The following is a 19,537-nucleotide window of genomic DNA, read 5'->3' on the forward strand; positions in this document are numbered from 1 at the left end:
CTCTACGATGCGGGCGGGGTCACAGGACGTGGCCGTCCTGTGGGAGTCCCCTTCCCGCGGCAGGTCCACGGGGTGCGAACCCGGGGGCGTGGCCCACGCAGAAGGAGAAACCATGACCAGATCCGCGCTGCGCGTCCTGTCCGCCGCGCTCGTCGCCGGACTTGCCCTCGGTGCGGCCGCCACGGCGCCCGCCCTCGCGTCGGAGCCGGACCTGCGGGTCGTGACCTGGGACCGCGGCCCCGACCCCGCCGCCGACGCCCAGGTCTCGACGGGCGAGAGCTGTGCGGTCGAGGCGCAGCCCCTCCTGCCCGGCCAGGACCCCGGCGCGCTCCCGCCCGCGCCCGAGGTGTGCTTCGGCTCGCTCGAGGAGGCGCTCGAGTTCGTCTCGGGCGGCGACGTCGCCTCGTCGCGGCTCGCCGACGTGACGGCGGCGGAGGTGGAGGGCCTGGTCTCGGACCTCAACGCGTCGGCGTCGTCGGCCGCGGCCGGGCAGCGGCTCGCCGGGACGGAGCGCGCGACGACCGCCGCGGCGAGCTCGCTGGTCCTGGGCGTGCTGTGGCGCGACGCCAACTACAAGGGCACGTCCAAGGTGCTCTACGGGTCGGGCACCAACGGGTGCTACACCGGCTCGACCTACGGTTTCCCCAACCTCGCGAACCTGCTCATGAACAACGTCGTCACCTCCGCGACGACCTACGCGGGCTGCTGGGTGACCCTGTACGACTCGTACGGCTACGCGGGCGCGAAGAAGAACTGCACGCCGCACTGCGCGACGCTGGGCACGTTCGACAACAAGGCGTCCTCGGTCGTCTACCGCCCCGTGGGCCAGCTCGGCTGAGACGTCACGCGGCGCCGCCGGGCACGTCGCTGGACCAGCGGCGGGCGCGACCGGCGCCGAGCCGGGCCGGGCTCACCTCGCGCACGGCGACGCGGCGCCCCAGCAGGTGCCCGACGGCGTCGCCCGCGGCCCGCGCGGCCCGCGCCCCGGCGTCGCCCCGGACGTCGGGGACGACGTCGAGCACGACGCCCCCGTCGGCGGACTGGTGGAGCTGCCACGCGGCCATGCCGTGGGCCTGGAGGTGCTGGGCGGCGTCGACGGACGGCACCCACGTCCCGTCGGGACGCAGGTAGCGCACGGGGGACCGGCCCTCGAGGTCGTGCAGCTCGACCCGCTCCCCGCGCCGCACGATCCGCGCGCGGTCGCCGGTGCGGTAGCGCAGGAGCGGCAGGTACGGGTTCTCGTCGACGGTCACGACGACCTCGCCGAGACCGCCGTCGGGGACCGGGGCCCCGTCGTCGTCGAGGACCTCGACCCAGACGCGCCGGCCCGCGACGACCACGAACGGTCCCGCGTCGGTGCGGGCCGCGACCGCGCCCGTCTCGCGCAGGCCGTAGAGGTCGACGACGGGGACGTCCCACGTGGCGCGCAGGCGCGCGCGGGCGACGTCGGACAGGTGCGCGGCCCCGCTGACGAGCGCGAGCGGGTGCAGGGCGAGGCCCTGTTCCTCCACGAGGCGGGCGAGCGCGAGGAGCGGCAGCGGCGAGCTCGACACCACCTGCGGGTCCTGCGCCGCGAGGAACGCCACGCGGTCGCCCGGGTGCGTCCAGGCGCCGGGGTCGAGGTTCACGCGCGCCATGCTCGGGGCGGCGACGCCGGGTCCGCGCCGGAACCCGGTCATCGCCGACGCGTACGTGAAGGCGTCGCGCTGGTCCACGAGGTTCATCAGACCGAGGCGGCCGGGGACGGGCTCCCAGGTCGCGCCGGCGCCTGCTGCCGTCTCGGTGACGAGGTGCTGCAGCAGCACGAGGTCCGCCGCCACGGCGACGGGGTGCAGCGGCACGCGGACCGCCGCGCCCGTGCTGCCGGAGCTCGTGCCCTCGAGCACGCGGCCGAGCGGCACGTCCACCGGGACGAACGACGCCACGTCGTGCCGCAGGTCGTCGCGCGTGACCGGGCGGACCGCGGTGAGCGGCGACCCGGCCCGGCTCTCGCCGCGGTCGCGCGCCCGGCGGTACCGCGGCACGACGGCGTGCGCCCGGTCGACGAGCGCGCGCACCCACGCGGGGGGTGCGAGGGGCGACCCGTCCGCGGCGGCGGGCGGCGCGCCCCGGTCCTCGGCGCGGGTGTCGGGACGGCCGGCGGCGAGGCGAGCCGCGACCTCGTCGAGCACGGGCAGGTCGTCGGGGCGCAGCCGGTCGCCGGTGACGTGGACCCAGGCGGGCGCGGCGGGGTGGTCCCGCACCGCGTCGAGCGCGGCGCGGCCGGCGTCGTCGAGCGTGGGCCAGCGCTCGGCGTCGGTGAGCGCGACCGCCGCGCCGGGGGTGTACTCGTCGAGGGTGAGGTCGGGGGCGTCGTCGGGTGTCGTCATGGAGTCCTCGTCAGGGGCTTCGTCAGTAGTTCGCGTACTGCGCGGCGGCCTCCTTGGCGCGCTTCTCCGCGAGCTCACGCGCGAGCTGCTCGGCCCGCCGCGCCTCCTGCGCCATCTCGCGCGCGATCCGGCGCTGCTCCGCCGTGCTCACGGCGGCCCACCGGTCCTGGGCCACCTCGGGGCTCTCGCCCGCGGGCCGCAGCCCGAGCTCGCGCAGCACGGCGCGGGCCAGCTCCTCGCGCGCCGCGGGCGCGTGCAGCCAGTCGTCCGGCGTCCGCAGCAGCGCGAGGGCGGGCACGGCCTGCTCGACGACCCGGACGAGCGCGCCCGGCGTCGCGGCGGCCCGGAACGCGGGCGCGGCGCGCAGGTGCTCGTCGCGCACGAGCCAGCAGACCGTCCCGGCGAGCGCCGCGTACGGGGCGTGGGTGCACAGCGCCTCGACCGCGGCACGCTGCGGGCCGCGCAGCACACCGACCGCGCCGTCGCCGGCGAGGAGGTCCGCGGTGTCGCCGACGAGCGCGGCGGCCACGACCACGGGGTGGTCCAGCACGTCCGGGGGCGTGTCGGCCAGGCGGTGCACGACGTCGGCGAGCGCGGGGCCCTCGACCGTGGGGCGGGTGAGGTCATCGGCCACGGCGGGCTCCTTCCGGTCGGCCGCTCGCTGTCGGTGCACCCGCCGGGGCACCGGTCGAGGCGCCCCACAGCTCGCGCGCGAAGGCGCGGGCGAACGCGACGAGATCCTCCTGGGTCTGCACGGCGTGGACCCGGTAGCCCACCGCGTACTCCCGCACCGTCTCGGCGCCCTGGGCCGAGACGTCCAGCACGAGCGTGCCCCCACCGCCGGCGGCCGCGACGGCGCGCGCCGCGGTGCCCTCGGGGGGCGCGACCAGCTCGGCGTCGGGGCGAGAGCCCCACCGGATCCGGACGACGTCGTCGAACATCGACACGACGCCGTCGTCGGAGATGACGGCGACGTGGCACGGGCGCGTGCGCGTCGGCGGAGCGCCCGTGGCCGGGTCGCCGAGGTGCGTGCGCTCCAGGAGCGGCACCGGGAACGACGTCGAGCCGCCGAAGTGCGCGACCACCGCGTCGAGCACGCGGTCCTCGTCCCGCACGAACCCGTCCGTCCCGGCGACCTGCCGCGGCCCGCTCCACGTCGTCGCCTGCACGCGGGCACCGGCGCGCAGGGCCGAGAGCGCGAGGACGGCCCCGGCGAGCGCGATCGGCGCGACCCGCCGCGTCGGGTCCGGCATGGAGCCCGACGAGTCGAGGTAGAGGTCGAGGTCGACGGGCACGCGGGCGGGCTCGTCGCCCGTGTCCTCGTCGACCGACCGGCGCACGGTCGTGAACCCCGGCACGACGACGGGCGAGCGCAGCAACGTCCCCGTCCAGTCCACCTCGCCGAGCTCGTCGCCCACGTCCCACTGCTCGTGCGCGCCGAGCAACGGCTCCGTGGCGCGCACGTGCTCGCGCACGGGGAACGGGACGAGGAGGGGCGCGGCGTGCTCGCGGTACCAGCGCCGGGCCGACGCCGCGGCGTCCGTCGTGAGCCCGAGCAGCCGGAGCGTCGCGTCGTAGTCCGCCGGTGCGAGGGCCTGGCCGGTCGCGTCCTGCGCGCCCTCGCCGTCCGGCCCGGGGGCGTGCTGCGTGGTGCCCGGTCGCGCCGGGGGGTCGTCGTCGGCGCCCAGCCCGAGGTCCCCGACGACGCGCGGGTCGAGGGCGGGGTGGCGCACGGGCTCGACGGCGCGCGGGTCGGTCGCGAGCCCGCCGGGGACTGCCCCGGCCACCTCGTCCTGGCCGCAGACCACCTGGGGCAGCGTGGACCGCCGACGCCGGAGGTGGCGCCGCCGCGCCTCGCGGTCTCCGTGCTCGGGTCGGGCCTGGCGGCGCGGGTCCTTCGCGGTCGCCGGCGACCCCGCCTCGGACGCGAGCAGCGTGCGCAGCAGCGCGGCGAACCCCGCGGCGCCGCCGACCGGGTCGTCCGCGTAGGCGCGCACCAGCCGCGCCACGAGCGTCGCCTCGCGCTCGGCCACCGGGACGTCGGACGCGGTGAGGTCGCCGCGCGGCAGGCCCCAGAGGATCTCGTCCGCGCGCAGCACGGTCTGCATGACCGTGCTCGTGCCCGGCCCCAGCGCGCGCCACAGCCCCGCCAGGTCGACCCCGGCCCGGCGCTGGAGGCGGTCGTTGATGAGCAGGTCGCTCCACAGGTTGGCGGTGAGCGGCGCGAGCTGGTCCTGGTCCACGAGCCCGGCGCGCGTGCGCGCGACGAGGAGCGCGCTCGTCGTGAGGTCGCCCGGGGAGAGCACGTGGTGCCCCACCTCGTGCGCGAGGACCGCGACCGCGTGGTCCTCGATGCCCAGCTCCACGACCTCGGCGAGGTCCACGTGGACGCTCACGCGCGTCGTCGAGAACCACGCGAACGACCCGACCCCGTCCGGGGCGGTGCCCGGGCCGTGCAGCGTCGGGGCGCCGAGGCGCGTGAACCGCCCCCAGGCCGCGAGCGCCTCGGGCCACGCGGCGTGCCACCGCGCGCGCAGCGCCCCGAGGTCGGGCGTCGCGCCGGAGCGGTCCGGCGCCGCGGCGCTCACCGGGGCCACCGCACGAGGAGGACGTCGTACGAGCCGGTCCGGCTCAGCAGCGCGAGCCGGCCCGACGGCGTCTCGACCACCGCGGCCCCGCTCACGTCGCCCAGGACGTCCTCGGGGGCCGGTGCGGCCGCACGCCGGCCGGCGGGTCCGTGGTCCGACCCGTGGAGGCCCTGGTCGGCGGCGTCGGGCTCCGGCGTGGTGACCGTGCCCGTGGCGTGGTCGCCGGCACCCGGGGCGCGCGCGACGAACGCGCCGTGGACGTCGGCGACGAGCGTCCACTCGACCGTCTCGTCGCCGGTCGCAGCAGCGTCGCCGGCCGGTGGGCCGTCGCCGGTCGAGAGCAGCACCCAGCGCAGGCCCGGGTGGCGCGCGTCGGCACCGACGACCAGCGCGGGCGACCGCCACGGGCCGCCGAACCCGCGGAAGCCGCCGAACCGCCCCAGGACCTGGGCGGGTCCGGGGGCACCCGGCAGGCGGACCCACCTCGTGCCGGCGGGCTCGCCGCTCCGCGGGGCGGCGGGCCACCACCACGGGTCCGCGGCGTGGCGGTCGAGCACGGCCCCCAGGTCGGCGGGACCGGTCCGCGCGTCCGCGCCGGTCGCCGGGAGCGAGAGCGCGGCCCGCGCGACCTGCGCCGGGAGCGAGCGCGCGGCGTCGAGCGCCGCGCCCCGGTAGCGCACGAGCCCGCTGCGCCACGCGGCGACGAGCACCGCGCCCCGGACGGTGCCGGCCACGGACGCACCCGTACCCGCGGCGGGCGACGCCTCGGCCGCGGCCACGACGCGCGCCGCCCAGCCGGCGACGTCCCCCCGCGACCCCGGCCCGCCGCCGACGGCACGCGCGCCGTCGACGACGGCGGCCACCGTGACGGCAGGCGCCGCCGCGAGCCACGGCTCCAGGCGCGGCACCAGGTCGAGGACGGCGCTCCGCTCCGGCCCGCCGACGCGCCAGCGCCGCGCCGCCACGAGCCGCGCGACCGCGTCGAGCAGCGCGTCGCACGTCGCCGCGAAGGCGTCGGCCCCGAGCGGGCCGGCGAGCGGGTCCGCCGCGGCGGCCGCCTCGCGCACCGCCTCGGCGAGCACCTCCCGGTCCGCGCCGAGCGCGAGGGCGCGGGCGAGCGCCGCGTCGTAGCGCTCGCGCGCGGCGAGCGCGCGGGACGAGAACGCGGCCGGCGCGACCGCGCGCGGCCCCGGGGCGGGACCGGTGGCGACCCCGGTCACGAGCCGCTCCAGCGCAACCACGCGAGGTAGTTCGTGTACCGCTGGTGGGCGTACTTGAGCGCGAGCGCGTCCTCGTACACGTGGCCGTGGAGCTTGGCGTGCTTCTCCCACGACGCGAGGACCTGCTCGATCCGGGCGAGCCGGCGCAGCACGTCCGACTCGGGCAGGCCCTCGAACCCGGCCGCGACGTCCGCGAGGACCGCCCCGACGTCGTCCTGGTCGTCGAGACCGGCGGCGTCGTACTGCCGGCACGCCGTGTCGAACAGGTCGCGGATCCAGGACACGCGGTCCGAGCGCAGCGGCTCGCGCTCGCGGTCGTCGAACGGGGCCGACTGCAGGTCGGGGAGCAGCTTGTCGTGCAGGACGAACGGGAGCACCGCGCGCAGGTCGGCGAGCTCCACCTCGTCGTCCCCGCGGAAGTACGCCATCGCCTTCGCGTACGCGACGAGCGACTGGAGCGCGCGCACCGACAGGCCGTTGAGCGTCTGCGCTCCCACGTCGCCCAGGCGGTCGCGGCCCGTGTCCGCCGTCGCCACGAGGTGCGGGTCGACGCCGGCGACGCGCGCCGTGTCCTTGGTCCGGTACTCGAACTGCCACCCCGCGCGCTCCAGCACCTCGAGCTGGCTCGCGAAGAACTCGAGGCGACGACGCACCGGCTCCGGGAACGGGACGGCGAGGATCGCGGCGTGCAGCGCGTCGTGCTCGGCGGCGTCGAACACGATCTCCGGCGGCACGTTCTCCTCCGGGCGCACGCGCCGCTCCGCGCGGGCGACGAGGTCGCCGAGGAAGCGGTTGTTGAACGGCATCGCGTGCACGACGACGTCGATGCGGTCCCGCAGCGCGTCCACCACCTGGTAGGTGCCGCCGCCCGCGTCGTCGTTCGCCGTGAGGTACCAGGCGGCGTCGCCCGTCTCGTACACCTGGTCGTACACCTCGACGTACCCGTCCGCGAGCACCGTGAGCAGCGCGGACTGCGTGCGCGTCGGGATGCGGTTGTACTCGTCGACGATCTTCACGCGCATGCCCAGCCACGACCGCCACGCGACGTCCACGTCCGCGAGGCTGTCCGCCTGCACGAGGTCCTTGGGCAGCGGCGTGCCGAACAGGTCGGACACCGTGAGCTGCGGGTGCCCGTGCTGCATCGCGCGGCGCACGTCGCGCACGGGGTAGCCCGCGAGGACGCCCATGAGCACGGCGCTCGCGGTCTTCCCGCGGCCCGGCCCGCCGATCATGAGGCACCGCCCGCGCACGGCGAAGGTCAGGAGCGGCAGCAGCACGAAGCTCGAGTACGACTGGTCGCTCGGCAGCGTGAGCAGCGCCTTCGAGTCGCCGAGGCGAAAGCTCGTCTCCCGCGCGCCGGGCGCCGCGAACTCGACGTCGTAGTGCGGGCTGATGATCGCGTGGTTGACGACCCAGAAGTACGCCTGGCGCAGCTTCTCGTCGAGCGGCAGGCCGCTCGCCGCCGCGCCGTCGACGGGGCCTGCCTCGGCGACGGGCGTGCCGAACAGGTCGTCGACGCCCAGGGCGAACGGGTCGCGCCCGCCGGCCTGCCCCGCGGGCTGCGGCCGGGTCGGCGCGGAGGACACGTGCTCGAGATCGGTCACGGGCCGATCCTGCCACCGTCGTGCGCGGGGCGCGGGGACGTCCGTGGCCGGGAGACCGGCCGACCCGGCCCCCGCGCGCGACGTCGGGGGTCAGAAGACCTCGGTGCCGGCCTGGGGGAGCGGGGCGGCCACGTGGCGCGGGGTGGCGAGCAGCGGCCCGACGGCGGCCAGGGCCTGGGCGAGCCGGCTCGCCCGGTCGCCACGCACCTCGAACCACGGGACGCCGGGGTGCCGCCCGTCCGGCGTCGGCAGCTCGGCGGGGCCGAGGTGCCGCACGACGTCGGCCGGGTCGTCGAGGCGCGGGCCGGTCGCGGCGAGGACCTCGCGGAACCGGTCCTGCATCGCGTGGCGCACGTGCTCGCCGTCGCGCAGGCCGTCCTGGACGAACGGGATCTCGTCACCGGTGAGGACGTAGAGGTCGGGTCGGCGGGCGGCGGCGAGCGCCTCGACGCTCGGGGAGCGGTGGCCCACGTAGCGCTCGTGCCACAGCGTCGTGGCGAGCACGTCCGTGTCGCACACGAGGAGCGGGACGGGCGAGACCGCGGCGGCGTCGTCCTCACGCCGGGCCTGCTCGCGCGCGACGAGGTCGAACTCTGCGGTGTGCCACGGCGCGGCGAGGCCGCCGGGCCGGACCTCGGACCACTCGCGCCCGAACTCGAGCACCGGGTCGAGCCCGAGGTGGGCGGCGAGGTCGGTCGCGAGCGTCGTCGAGCCCGTGGACTCGGCACCGAGCACGACGACGCGCCGCACGTACCAGGACCGGACCGGCGCGGGCAGCGCCCACCAGTGCGCGGCGGGGTCGGCGCGGACCGCGGACCCGGACACGGGCAGGTGCCGCCGGTCGGGGTCCACCTGGACCCACGTCGCGTCGAACCGCCGCGCGAGCTCGACGCCGTACCGGTCGGACGTGAGCACCGCGTCGACCGGCGGGTCGTCCGGGTCGAGGAGGGAGCGCATGACCTTGACGTGCTCGTCCCACGCGTGCGGGTCCGCGTAGTCGACCGGGGAGTCGTCGAGCCCGTGCACGACGCGCGCACCGGGCGCCTCGGCCTGCAGCCACTCGGCGCGCAGCGCGGCGGGGATCGACTCGCTCGTCGAGGCGAGCACCTGGACGGTGACGCGCTCGCAGCGCGCGAGCGCGGTGCGGACGAGGTGCACGTGTCCGGCGTGCGGCGGGTAGAACTTGCCGATGACGAGGCCGTGGGCGAGCCGGGTCACCGGGCCGGCTCCGCGTCGTCGGGCACGGGCGCGGGTGCCGGGCCGACGGCTCCCGGCTCGATGCCCGCGGGCGCCTCGGTGGTGGGGTCGCGCCGGGCCGCCGACCACTCGCGCAGGCCCTGCACGCACAGCGCGACGAACCCGACGTAGAGCGCGGCGGTGAGCCACAGCCCCTGGCTCGCATAGAGCCCGACGAGGACGACGTCCGTGACGATCCACACCCACCAGTTGCCGATCCACTTGCGCCCCAGCATCGTCTGCGCGAGCAGGCTCGACGACGTCGTGAGGGCGTCCCAGAACGGCACCGCGGAGTCGGTCCACGTGGTGAGGACGGCGACGAGCGCCGCCGTGGTCGCCGCGGCGGCGACCAGCCCGACCACCCACGCCGCGCGTGGCGTGCGGTGCACGACGAGCCGTCCCCGGTCGGCGCCGCCCCGGAGCCACCAGTACCAGCCGAGCGCGCCGAGCACGAGGTACACGACCTGGAGCCCCGCGTTCGCGTACAGGCCGGTGCCGGTGAACAGCACGAGGAACACGACGTTGTTGGCCAGCCCGACGGGGAACGTCCAGACGTTCTGCCGCACCGCGAGCCACACGCACGCGGCGCCCGTGACGAACCCCAGGATCTCCTCGACGCTCACGGGCGCTCACTCTACGGGCGCGGTGGCGGGAGCCGGGCGACGCTCGTGCGAGCGCACCGCGACGTCGGCGCCTGCGGTCGAGATCGGCGACTGCGACCGCCGATCTCGACTGCGACCGCCGATCTCGACCTGACTGCCGATCTCGCGGCACTGTGACGTGCGCCGCGCTCGGGGGCAGGTGGGCCCGCGGGGCGTTACGGTCGGGACGAGCCCGGTCCCTGCCGGGCACCCCGACGTCGAAGGAGATCTCGCATGCCCACGCGTATCGCTCGTACCGCCTGGAACGGTGGACTGCAGGACGGTCAGGGTCAGGTCGAGCTGTCGAGCTCGAAGGTCGGCACGTACGACGTCTCGTTCCCGCGCCGTGCCGCGGACGACGCGGGCGGCGTCACGAGCCCGGAGGAGCTCATCGCCGCCGCGCACTCGTCCTGCTACGCCATGCAGTTCTCTGCGGTGCTCGCCGAGGCCGGCGCGACGCCCGTCTCGCTCGAGGTGACCGCCGAGGTGACGCTCGCGCCGGACCCGGCCGGCGGCTTCCAGATCCCGACGATCGCGCTCACGGTCCGCGGCGAGGTCGAGGGCATCGACGAGGCCGGGTTCCAGCAGGCGGCCGAGACGGCCAAGGCGACGTGCCCCGTGTCGAAGGCGCTCGCGGGCGTCCCGACGATCACGCTGGACGCCGCGCTCGAGAGCTGACGCACGCGCACCCGCGCGCCGAGCACGACATGAGGGTCGTTGTCCGTGGGATAGCGACCCTCATGTCGTGCTCGGCGACGCCCGGGGCGGTCAGCGGGGGAGGAGCGGCGGGGTCGACGTCCCGGCGCCCGCGCGGATGCCGTCGACGAGCTCGGCGAGCGTGTCCTTCGCGCCGTGCGCCGGGTGCCACCGCAGGAGCTCCCCGGCGAGGCTCGTGTCCAGCACGGGGACGCGCATCGCCATGTCGAGCCAGCCCTCGCCGACCGGCACCAGGCGGGCCCGCCACGCGGCCGCGACGGCCGTCCGCGCCGTCCCGTAGGGGACCGTGCGCAGCGAGCCGTCCGCGACGACGTCCGCCACGTCCTGCGGCGTGAGCACCGTGGGGTGGGCGACGTTGAACGGCCCGGGGTGGCGCCCGACCACGATGCGCGCGTACGCCTCGGCGACGTCCTCGGCGTGCACCACCTGGAGCCGCAGGCCGTCGGGGAGGGGGACCGTGGGCAGGGGAGCGCGGCGGAGCACGCGGGTGCCGAACGGGCCGAGGAAGTACCGCGTGATCTCGGAGGCGGCGTCGCGCTGGAACACGAGCGCCGAGCGCACGCGCGAGACGACGATCCCGCTGTGGCGGTCGACCTCGTCGAGGAGCGACTCGACGGCCGCCTTGTCCTCCGAGTACGACGAGCCCGGCACGCCCTCGACGGGCCAGCCCTCGCCGACCGGGGTGTCGCGTGCGTCGCCCGCGTACGGGGCGGGCGAGTAGGCGCCGACCGACGACGCGGCGACGAGGTGCGCGACCCCGGCGCGCTGCGCGGCCTCGACCACCCGTCGCGTGCCCTCGACGTTGACGCGGCGCAGGCGCTTGCGGTCGTGGCTCGGCTGGATCGCCCAGGCGAGGTGGACGACGACGTCCGCCCCGGCGAACGCGGCGTCGAGCCGCTCGTCGGCGTCGGCCGCGGCGACGTCCGCGTACCGCCACGTCGCCGCGTCGTGCGGGGCCCGCACGGTGCTCGAGCCGTCGGCGCGCGGCACGCGTCGCGCGACCGCCACGAGGGACGTCACGACGGGTTCGGCCGCGAGCCGGCGCAGCACCGCCGTACCGACGTTCCCGCTCGCCCCGACGACCACCACGCGCATGTGCTGCCTCCCGATCTCGTCCGCGCCGCCCGGTGTCCGTGTGTGGCGGGCGCTCTCCCGACGCTAGCCCGCCGCGCCCGAGTTCGCCCGGGCGATGGCGAGGACGGCACCCCGCGCGGGCTCGGGGAGCTCGGGCACGAGGACGACGGTGCTCGCGAGGACGAGCCGCTCGATCTCCGCGCGGGACAGGTCGCCGCCGCCGAGCCATGCGGCGGTGACGTTCTCGACGAGCGCGACCCAGCCCGCCGCGATGAGCCGCAGGCGCGGCGAGGCGAGGGGCGAGCCGGACGTCGTCGCGGAGACCGTCGAGGTGAGACGGGCGACGAGGCCCTCGCGGACGCGCGCGAGCGCCTCCTGCGTCGCGTCGTCCTCGCCGAGAGCGCCTCGCCAGAGGTCCTGCCAGACGAGGCGCCGGGCCTCGACCGCGTCGAGGAACGACGCGACGGCGAGCGCCGGGCGTTCCACGAGGGGACGATCGTCCGGTGCGACGGTCGCCGCCTCGAGTCCCGCCACCGCCTCCAGCACGACGGCCCGGCGCAGCCCGGCGGTGGACCCGAAGTAGTGGAACACGAGCGCCTTGGACGCCCCGGCGCGCGCGGCGACGGCCGCGGGTGTCAGCGAGTCCAGGCCGTGCTCGTCGGCCTCCTGCGCGGCGGCGTCGAGCAGCTCGCGACGGCGGTCGGCGGGCTCGCGACGGCGGCGCGCGCCGTGCGGTCGGCCCGCCGCGTCGGCGGGGGACGGGGGATCGACGGAGGGGGCGGTCGCGCGGGCCATGGCATCCGTTCTACGCCGTTGTTGACCATGAGTCAACAAGAGGCGTAGCGTTGTTGACCGTGAGTCAACGGCGTCCTCGGCGAGGACCGGGGACCCACGAGAGGGAAGAGCCGGGATGCAGATCACGCTGACGGACGTCCGCGTCGACGGGCGGCGCGAGCCGATGCTCGAGCCGATGGACCTCGCCTGGTCCACGGGCGAGTGCGTGCTCGTCGCGGGCGAGCCCGGGCACGGGCACACCGCGCTCGCGCTCGTCGCCACGGGACGGTTCGACCCCTCCGCGGGCGAGGTCCGGCTCCTGCCGGCGAGCACGCCGTCGCGCCGCGCCGGGCGCGCGTCCCGCGGCGCCGCCGCGACCCTGCGCGACGTGACCGCCGTCGTCGACGTCCCCGGCATCAGCGAGCCCGACGACGCGCTCACCGTGTCCGACGTCGTCGCCGAGGGCCTCGCGCTCGCCGGGCGACGCTCCCTGCCCTCCGACGTGACGCGCTGGCTCGCCGACCACTCGCTCACCGCCGACCGCGCGCGGCGCCTCGACCAGGTCCCCGGGGTCGTGCGCACCGCCCTGCTCGCGGCGCTCGCGGCCGAGGACCCCGACGTCCGCTTCCTCGTGCTCACCCTCCCGGACCGGCACGGTGGCGAGCCGTCGGGCTGGTGGGAGGTCGCGCAGTCGCTCGCCGGCGCGGGCTACGGCGTCCTCGTGCAGTGCACGCGCGCGTCGGCCCGCGACGTCGGCGTCGACCTGCCCCCGGCCCGCGGCGCCTCGATCCACGAGCCGCCCGTCGTCGCGCTGCGTACCCGCCCCACCCCGCCGCCCGACCCGGACCCGTCGCCCGAGCCCGAGAACGTCCCCGAGGAGAGCCGATGACCGCGATCCGCCTCGGGCTGTCCGAGCTGCGCCGCCTCGCCGCGGGCACGCTTCCGCGCCTCGCCATCCTCGCCATGGCGCTCATCCCCACCCTCTACGCCGGGCTGTACCTGTTCGCGAACCACGACCCCTACGACAAGCTCGACCGGATCCCCGCCGCGCTCGTGGTGCTCGACGAGGGCACCACGACCACGGACGCCTCGGCCCCAGGGGGGACGGGCACGACGACGGAGCGCCACTTCGGCCGCGACGTCGCCGACCAGCTCCTCGACGACGGCGGGTTCGGCTGGGTCGAGACGAGCCAGGTGGACGCCGAGTACGGCGTGCGGTCGGGGCGGTACGACGCCGCGCTCGTCATCGGTCCGTCGTTCTCGGCGGACCTCGCGTCCGCGGGCGAGTTCGAGCCGCAGCAGGCGAGCCTCACGCTCATCACGAACGACGCGAACAACTACCTCGCGCGCACCATCGCGGACCAGATCGTCGGAAAGGTGCGCGACTCGATCGCCGAGCAGGTCGGCACCGAGGCCGCGGACACGTTCCTGCGCGGCTTCGCGTCCATCCACACCAACCTCGCGGACGCCGTCGACGGCGCGGACCAGCTCCTCGACGGGGCCACGCAGCTCCGCGACGGCCTCGTCACCGCGGACGACGGCGCGCGCACGCTCGCCACCGGCGCGGGCCAGGCCGCCGACGGCGCCGAGCGGCTCGACGCGAGCACCGGGGCGCTCGCGGACGCCGTCGGGCAGCTCGACGACGGCGCCGAGTCGCTGGCGTCGGGGCTCGGGACGCTGCGCGGTGCGACGTCGTCGCTGCCCGACCAGACGCAGCAGCTCGCCGACGGCGCCGCGCAGGTCGCGGACGGGAACGCGCAGGTCGCGCGGTACGGGCAGGAGGCCGCCGACGCGGCGGGCCAGGTGCTCCCGACGCTCGACGCGATCCGCGGCGACGTCGACGCGCAGCTCGACCAGCTCGTCGCCGACGGCGTGATCGACCAGGCGACGGCCGACCAGGTGCGGTCGCAGGTCGCGCCCGTGCTCGACGAGCAGCGCGAGCAGGTCCAGGGCGCCGTCGACCAGGTGACCGCGGCGTCCGGGAAGCTCGACCAGCTCGCCGACGGCTCGCGCCAGGTGTCCGACGGCGCGGCCCGCCTCGCGGCCGCGACGCCCCAGCTCTCCGCCGGGATCGCCACGGCCGCCGACGGCGCGAACCGCCTCGCCGACGGCACCGGGCAGCTCGCCGCGGCGACCCCGCAGCTCGTGGACGGCGTCTCGCAGCTCGCCGACGGCACGCGCCAGGTGTCCGACGGCGCGACCTCGCTCGCGGACGGGACGTCCCAGCTCCGTGACGGGTCGGGCGACCTCGTCGACGGCGTCACGCAGCTCCGCGACGGTCTCGCCGAGGGCCTGGGCCAGGTGCCGGACCTCGACGAGCAGACGCGCCAGGACACCGCCGAGACCATCGGCAACCCCGTCTCCGTCGAGAACGAGGCGCTCTCCTCCGCCGGCACGTACGGGGGCGGTCTCGCACCGTTCTTCCTGTCGCTCGCGACGTGGATCGGCGCCTACGTGCTCTTCCTGCTCGTACGCCCGCTGTCGTCGCGGGCCCTCGCCGCCGGGCGGTCCGGCCTGGCCACCGCCCTGGGCGGGTGGCTGACCCCGGCCGCGATCGGCGTCGTGCAGGTCGCGGCGATGTTCACGGTGACCAAGTTCGCGCTCGACATCGACCCCGTGCACGGCGTCGGGACCGCGCTGTTCCTCGTGCTGGTCTCCGCGACGTTCGTCGCGATCCTCCAGGCGCTCAACGTCTGGCTCGGCGCGGCCGGCCAGTTCCTCGGGCTCGTGCTCATGCTCGTCCAGCTCGTCACCGCCGGCGGCACGTTCCCGTGGCAGACCATCCCGCAGCCGCTGCGCTCGATGCACCAGTTCCTGCCCATGACCTACGCCGTCGAGGGACTGCGCCAGCTCCTCTACGGCGGCAACATGGCGACGGTGACGCGCGACGGCACGGTGCTCGTCGTCGTGCTGGTCGCCGCCCTCGCTCTTACGTCGGTCGCCGCCCGCAAGCAGCGCGTCTGGACCATCAAGAAGCTCCAGCCGGAGCTCGTCCTCTGACACCGAGGTAGCCCCCCGCTCCGCCGAGGTAGAGCCGCGGTCCACCGAGGTAGAGCCCTGGTCGCGCGAGGTAGAGCCCTGGTCCGCGAGGTAGAGGTCTGGTCGCGCGAGGTAGAGCTGTGGTCGTGGTGACGACGCGGGCGGTCGGGGGGTGTGGCGAGGGCCGACGCCGCGTGGTCAGCGCGGACCCGTGGCGTGCCTCGATCACGGGTCGCGCCTGGGCGACGGCCGCTGCGCCGTCCGCACCGTCGACACGCGATGGCGAGCCGGCTGCCGGACGCGACCGGCCGCCGTCGGGCACGACGGGCCTCGACTCCGCGGGCCAGGCCTCTACCTCGGCGGACCGGGCCTCGACCTCGCGGACCAGGCCCCTACCTCGGCGCAACGCGGGGCCACCCCGGCCGACCAGGCCTCTACCTCGCCGGACCGGGCCTCTACCTCGCCGGACCGGGCCTCTACCTCGCTGGACCGGGCCTCTACCTCGCTGGACCAGGCCTCTACCTCGACCAATCGAGGGCTCTGCCTCGGCAGATCGGGGGTCAGGGGGCGGACCGTCCGGAGGGTCCGGGCGCGAGGGTGCGACAATCGCGACGTGTCCGCTGAGATCGACGCCACCACGACCCCCGCCCCGCAGCACGACGGGAACGGTTCGCGGCGGTCCGGCTCCCGGGCGACGACGTCGCCGGAGGCGGAGCGCCAGGCCGCTCTGCGCGAGGCCGAACGGGCGGCCGACGTCGCGCGCACCGCTCTCGCGGACGCACTCCGGACGGTCGTGCGCGGCGCGGTCGACTCCTCGACGCGGCGCCGGGCCGAGTACTCGACGGACGCGTCGAACTACCGCGTCGTGCCCGAGGCCGTGGTGTACCCGCAGGACGCGGACGACGTCGTCGCCGCGCTCGACGTGCTGCGCGAGCTCGAGGTGCCGATCACGGCGCGGGGCGCGGGCACGTCGGTCGCGGGCAACTCGATCGGTCCGGGCGTCGTCCTCGACTTCACGCGGCACGTGAACCGCGTGCTCGACGTCGACCCGGAGGCGCGCACGGCGCGCATCGAGCCCGGCGTCGTCATGTCGGCGCTCCAGCAGCAGGCCGCGCCGCACGGGCTGCGGTTCGGGCCCGACCCGTCGACGCAGAACCGCGCGACGCTCGGCGGCATGATCGGCAACAACGCGTGCGGGCCGCACGCCGTCGCCTACGGGCGCACGGTCGACAACGTGATCGAGCTCGACGTCGTCGACGGCCGCGGCCGCCGCTTCACCGCGGGCAAGGGCGACCCGACGTTCGCCGACGTCCCCGGGCTCGCGGAGCTCGTCCGCGAGAACCTCGCGCTGATCCGTACGGAGTTCGGGCGGTTCGGGCGTCAGGTGTCGGGGTACTCGCTCGAGCACCTGCTCCCGGAGAACGGGTCGGACCTCGCGAAGGCGCTCGTCGGCACAGAGGGCACGCTCGTGACGATCCTCGAGGCGACGGTCCGCCTGGTGCCGGTGCCCTCGAAGCCGACGCTCGTCGTGCTGGGCTACCCGGACATGCCGTCCGCGGCCGACGACGTCCCGACCTTCCTGAACCTCAGCCCCCTCGCGGTCGAGGGCCTCGACGCGCGGCTCGTCGACGTCGTGCGTCGCGCCAAGGGCGACGCGTCGGTCCCGCCGCTGCCGCCGGGCGCGGGCTGGCTCATGGTCGAGGTCGGCGGCGCGACTCCCGAGGAGGCGATGGCGAACGCGGAGGCGATCGTCGCGGCGTCGGGCAGCGAGGCCACGATGATCCTCCCTGCGGGGCCCGAGGCGACCAAGATGTGGCAGATCCGGGCCGACGGCGCGGGGCTCGCCGGGCGCACGCCCGCGGGCGAGCAGGCGTGGCCGGGCTGGGAGGACTCCGCCGTCCCGCCGGAGAAGCTGGGCGACTACCTGCGCGACCTCGACGCGCTCATGTCGCGCTACGGCGTCGACGGCCTGCCGTACGGGCACTTCGGTGACGGCTGCGTGCACCTGCGCATCGACATCCCGCTCGAGGCGTCGGGGTCGGTGCTGCGCACCTTCATGCTGGAGGCGGCGGAGCTCGTCGCGAAGTACGGCGGCTCGCTCTCGGGCGAGCACGGCGACGGCCGCGCGCGCTCGGAGCTCCTCCCGGTCATGTACAGCCCCGAGGCGATCGCCCTCATGGAGCGGTTCAAGGCCCTGTTCGACCCGCAGGACGTCATGAACCCGGGCGTCGTGGTGCGCCCGAGCGCGGTCGACGACGACCTGCGCCGCCCGCACGCGCACCCGCTGCTCTCGACGGTCGGAGCGCCGGGAACGCCCGGGACGAGCACGGCCGCGCCCGCCAAGGTCACGAAGATCTCGCGCCGCGCCGGATACCAGGGCTTCTCGTTCGCGCACGACCACGGCGACATGACCCAGGCCGTGCACCGCTGCGTCGGCGTCGGCAAGTGCCGCGCGGACAACAGCGCCGCGGGCGGCTTCATGTGCCCGTCGTACCAGGCGACCAAGGACGAGAAGGACGTCACGCGCGCTCGTGCCCGCGTGCTCCAGGAGGCCGTGAACGGGACGCTCGTCGGCGGCCTCGCGGCGCCGGAGGTGCGCGACTCGCTCGACCTGTGCCTGTCCTGCAAGGCGTGCTCGAGCGACTGCCCCGCGGGCGTCGACATGGCGCAGTACAAGTCCGAGGTCCTCTACCGTACGTATCGCGGCAAGCTGCGCCCGGTCGACCACTACTCGCTCGGCTGGCTGCCGATCTGGGCGCGGCTCGCGACCGGGATGCCGCGCCTGGCCAACAAGCTGCTCGGCATCCGCCCGCTCGCGAAGACGGTCCTCTGGGCGGGCGGCATGGACACGCGCCGCTCGATGACGACGTTCGCCGAGGTGCCCTTCCGCACGTGGTGGAAGCGTGGCGGCGCGACGCAGGGCGTGCCCGGGCTGCACATCGGCGAACGGCCCGGCCACCCCGTGCGCGACGAGCGCCCCAAGGTCGTGCTGTGGACGGACTCGTTCAGCGACAACATGTCGCCCGGGGTGCCGCAGGCGGCCGTCAAGGTGCTCACCGCGGCCGGATACGACGTCGTCGTCCCGGACGAGCAGGCGTGCTGCGGTCTCACGTGGATCAGCACGGGCCAGCTCGGCGGCGCGCGCAAGCGCCTGGAGAACCTGCTGTCCGTGCTCGGCCCGTACGCCGTGAACGGCATCCCGATCATGGGCCTCGAGCCGTCGTGCACCGCCGTGCTGCGCTCCGACCTCGTGGACCTGTTCCCCGACGACCCGCGCGCCCAGGCGGTCTCCGCCGCGACGCGCACGCTCGCCGAGCTCCTCACGTCGGTAGACACCGCCCCCGGGCGCGAGTCCGGGTGGCGCGTGCCCGACCTCTCGGACGTGACCGCCGTCGTGCAGCCGCACTGCCACCAGCACTCGGTGATGGGGTTCGCCGCGGACGAGCGCCTGCTGCGCGACGCCGGTGCGACGATCAAGGTCCTCGCCGGCTGCTGCGGCCTCGCGGGCAACTTCGGCATGCAGAAGGGCCACTACGAGACGTCGGTCGCCGTCGCGGAGAACGCGCTGCTGCCCGCACTGCGCGACGCAGCCCCCGGCGACGTGTACCTCGCGGACGGGTTCTCGTGCCGCACGCAGGCCGACGACCTCGCCGGCGTGCAGGGCAAGGCCCTCGTCGAGCTGCTCGCCGAACGTCTCTGAGCATCCCGCTGCGCGGCCGGCGAGCCCGACGGCGCGCGGTCGCACGGGTCTGCCGTCAGCCGCGCGCGGGGTGCACGTCCGTGATCGCGTAGCACTCCTCGTCGTCGATCGCGCGCGGCATCGGGTCGAGCGTGAGCGACGTCGGGTACCCGAGCTCGTCGTCGAACACCACGTCCGTGACGTCGTCGTGCCGCTCGTCGACGAGGTCGAGGAACCCGTCGATCGTGCGACCCCCGCTCTCGACGTAGGACTCGGGGGTCATCTCCAGGTGCGCGAGGCTCGCGGAGACCGCGACCACCTCGCCCCCGGCGACCTCGACGTCGAAGTCCCCGACGAGGTTCCGCTCCCCGCACGACGACGTGAGCGTGAACGCGTAGTCGTCGTACCCCGCCGCCGCCCACCGGTCCTGCGCGTCCGACAGCCCGGCGACCGGCCACAGCACGCCCGCGGGCGGCGCTGCGGGCGCGCACGAGGCCGCTCCGGACGAGACGGCGAGCAGCCCGCCCAGGACGAACGCCGCCGTCGTCCTGGACGGGCGCGGGTTGCGGCGTGGCGTCGTCTCCATGACCTGCTCGTGTCCCGACCCCGCCCGGTCTTGCGGCACACCGCTCGGCCTACCAGTGCGTCGGGCGACC

The 19,537-nt window shown here is 76.2% G+C and carries 15 protein-coding genes; 5 read left to right on the forward strand and 10 right to left on the reverse strand.

Annotation, left to right across the window (positions count from 1 at the left end; all coding sequences use genetic code 11):
* Nucleotides 1-112: 112 nt before the first annotated feature.
* Nucleotides 113-838 carry a hypothetical protein gene (locus CCE02nite_RS17680; RefSeq protein WP_141390920.1) on the forward strand — a complete coding sequence of 242 codons (726 nt, stop codon included), beginning with the start codon at nucleotides 113-115 and terminating at the stop codon, nucleotides 836-838.
* 4 nt (nucleotides 839-842) lie between these two features.
* Here the strand turns inward: CCE02nite_RS17680 and CCE02nite_RS17685 are convergent, their stop codons facing one another.
* From CCE02nite_RS17685 to pnuC, 7 genes are all read right to left on the reverse strand, one after another.
* Nucleotides 843-2,369, reverse strand: a complete 1,527-nt coding sequence (locus CCE02nite_RS17685) for an AMP-binding protein (protein ID WP_141390921.1) — start codon at nucleotides 2,367-2,369, stop codon at nucleotides 843-845.
* Nucleotides 2,370-2,391: 22 nt separating this feature from the next.
* Entirely contained in the window at nucleotides 2,392-3,003 is a 612-nt protein-coding gene (locus CCE02nite_RS17690) for a hypothetical protein (protein ID WP_141390922.1), read from the reverse strand.
* Nucleotides 2,993-4,957, reverse strand: a complete 1,965-nt coding sequence (locus tag CCE02nite_RS17695) for a hypothetical protein (protein ID WP_141390923.1) — start codon at nucleotides 4,955-4,957, stop codon at nucleotides 2,993-2,995. Before CCE02nite_RS17695 ends, CCE02nite_RS17690 begins: the two co-directional genes overlap by 11 nt.
* On the reverse strand, nucleotides 4,954-6,198 hold the full coding sequence (locus tag CCE02nite_RS17700) for a hypothetical protein (protein ID WP_170227372.1): 1,245 nt from the start codon (nucleotides 6,196-6,198) through the stop codon (nucleotides 4,954-4,956). The genes CCE02nite_RS17695 and CCE02nite_RS17700 overlap by 4 nt, the downstream gene beginning before the upstream one ends.
* Nucleotides 6,174-7,781 carry a MoxR family ATPase gene (locus tag CCE02nite_RS17705; RefSeq protein ID WP_141390925.1) on the reverse strand — a complete coding sequence of 536 codons (1,608 nt, stop codon included), beginning with the start codon at nucleotides 7,779-7,781 and terminating at the stop codon, nucleotides 6,174-6,176. Before CCE02nite_RS17705 ends, CCE02nite_RS17700 begins: the two co-directional genes overlap by 25 nt.
* A gap of 90 nt (nucleotides 7,782-7,871) precedes the next feature.
* Nucleotides 7,872-8,999 carry an AAA family ATPase gene (locus tag CCE02nite_RS17710; protein ID WP_141390926.1) on the reverse strand — a complete coding sequence of 376 codons (1,128 nt, stop codon included), beginning with the start codon at nucleotides 8,997-8,999 and terminating at the stop codon, nucleotides 7,872-7,874.
* The gene (gene pnuC / locus CCE02nite_RS17715) at nucleotides 8,996-9,640 is read right to left on the reverse strand and encodes a nicotinamide riboside transporter PnuC (protein ID WP_141390927.1); all 645 of its coding nucleotides are present in this window, start codon (nucleotides 9,638-9,640) and stop codon (nucleotides 8,996-8,998) included. Before pnuC ends, CCE02nite_RS17710 begins: the two co-directional genes overlap by 4 nt.
* Before the next feature lie 252 nt (nucleotides 9,641-9,892).
* Between pnuC and CCE02nite_RS17720 the strand changes: the two genes are divergently transcribed.
* Nucleotides 9,893-10,336 (forward strand): OsmC family peroxiredoxin, encoded by a 444-nt coding sequence (locus tag CCE02nite_RS17720; protein WP_141390928.1) that lies wholly within the window; start codon nucleotides 9,893-9,895, stop codon nucleotides 10,334-10,336.
* A 90-nt stretch (nucleotides 10,337-10,426) separates the two neighbouring features.
* Here CCE02nite_RS17720 and CCE02nite_RS17725 read toward each other — a convergent pair whose 3' ends face one another.
* Together CCE02nite_RS17725 and CCE02nite_RS17730 are read right to left on the reverse strand one after the other, a co-directional pair.
* Complete coding sequence (locus CCE02nite_RS17725) at nucleotides 10,427-11,470, reverse strand: NAD-dependent epimerase/dehydratase family protein (protein ID WP_141390929.1); 1,044 nt, start codon at nucleotides 11,468-11,470, stop codon at nucleotides 10,427-10,429.
* 63 nt (nucleotides 11,471-11,533) lie between these two features.
* Nucleotides 11,534-12,244 (reverse strand): TetR/AcrR family transcriptional regulator, encoded by a 711-nt coding sequence (locus CCE02nite_RS17730; protein WP_141390930.1) that lies wholly within the window; start codon nucleotides 12,242-12,244, stop codon nucleotides 11,534-11,536.
* 115 nt (nucleotides 12,245-12,359) lie between these two features.
* On the opposite strand from CCE02nite_RS17730, the gene CCE02nite_RS17735 reads away from it, so the two are divergent.
* The 3 genes from CCE02nite_RS17735 to CCE02nite_RS17745 all read left to right on the forward strand — a co-directional run bounded on the left by CCE02nite_RS17735 (nucleotide 12,360) and on the right by CCE02nite_RS17745 (nucleotide 18,902).
* Nucleotides 12,360-13,112, forward strand: coding sequence for a hypothetical protein (locus CCE02nite_RS17735; RefSeq protein WP_141390931.1), 753 nt, complete (start codon nucleotides 12,360-12,362; stop codon nucleotides 13,110-13,112).
* Nucleotides 13,109-15,223: a YhgE/Pip domain-containing protein gene (locus CCE02nite_RS17740; RefSeq protein ID WP_141390932.1), complete on the forward strand. Its 2,115-nt coding sequence runs from the start codon at nucleotides 13,109-13,111 to the stop codon at nucleotides 15,221-15,223. The genes CCE02nite_RS17735 and CCE02nite_RS17740 overlap by 4 nt, the downstream gene beginning before the upstream one ends.
* A gap of 706 nt (nucleotides 15,224-15,929) precedes the next feature.
* The gene (locus CCE02nite_RS17745; RefSeq protein WP_141390950.1) at nucleotides 15,930-18,902 is read left to right on the forward strand and encodes an FAD-binding and (Fe-S)-binding domain-containing protein; all 2,973 of its coding nucleotides are present in this window, start codon (nucleotides 15,930-15,932) and stop codon (nucleotides 18,900-18,902) included.
* 55 nt (nucleotides 18,903-18,957) lie between these two features.
* Here the strand turns inward: CCE02nite_RS17745 and CCE02nite_RS17750 are convergent, their stop codons facing one another.
* Nucleotides 18,958-19,467: a DUF6174 domain-containing protein gene (locus CCE02nite_RS17750; protein WP_141390933.1), complete on the reverse strand. Its 510-nt coding sequence runs from the start codon at nucleotides 19,465-19,467 to the stop codon at nucleotides 18,958-18,960.
* Between the last annotated feature and the right edge of the window lie 70 nt (nucleotides 19,468-19,537).

The organism is Cellulosimicrobium cellulans (genome assembly GCF_006539945.1).
GTDB classification, from domain to species: domain Bacteria; phylum Actinomycetota; class Actinomycetes; order Actinomycetales; family Cellulomonadaceae; genus Cellulosimicrobium; species Cellulosimicrobium cellulans.

Excerpts from the sequence above, each read along its gene's own strand:
- CCE02nite_RS17680 (WP_141390920.1), top strand. The coding sequence starts at position 113 with ATGACCAGATCCGCGCTGCGCGTCCTGTCCGCCGCGCTCGTCGCCGGA.
- CCE02nite_RS17685 (WP_141390921.1), bottom strand. The coding sequence starts at position 2,369 with ATGACGACACCCGACGACGCCCCCGACCTCACCCTCGACGAGTACACC.
- CCE02nite_RS17720 (WP_141390928.1), top strand. The coding sequence starts at position 9,893 with ATGCCCACGCGTATCGCTCGTACCGCCTGGAACGGTGGACTGCAGGAC.
- CCE02nite_RS17725 (WP_141390929.1), bottom strand. The coding sequence starts at position 11,470 with ATGCGCGTGGTGGTCGTCGGGGCGAGCGGGAACGTCGGTACGGCGGTG.
- CCE02nite_RS17730 (WP_141390930.1), bottom strand. The coding sequence starts at position 12,244 with ATGGCCCGCGCGACCGCCCCCTCCGTCGATCCCCCGTCCCCCGCCGAC.
- CCE02nite_RS17735 (WP_141390931.1), top strand. The coding sequence starts at position 12,360 with ATGCAGATCACGCTGACGGACGTCCGCGTCGACGGGCGGCGCGAGCCG.
- CCE02nite_RS17740 (WP_141390932.1), top strand. The coding sequence starts at position 13,109 with ATGACCGCGATCCGCCTCGGGCTGTCCGAGCTGCGCCGCCTCGCCGCG.
- CCE02nite_RS17750 (WP_141390933.1), bottom strand. The coding sequence starts at position 19,467 with ATGGAGACGACGCCACGCCGCAACCCGCGCCCGTCCAGGACGACGGCG.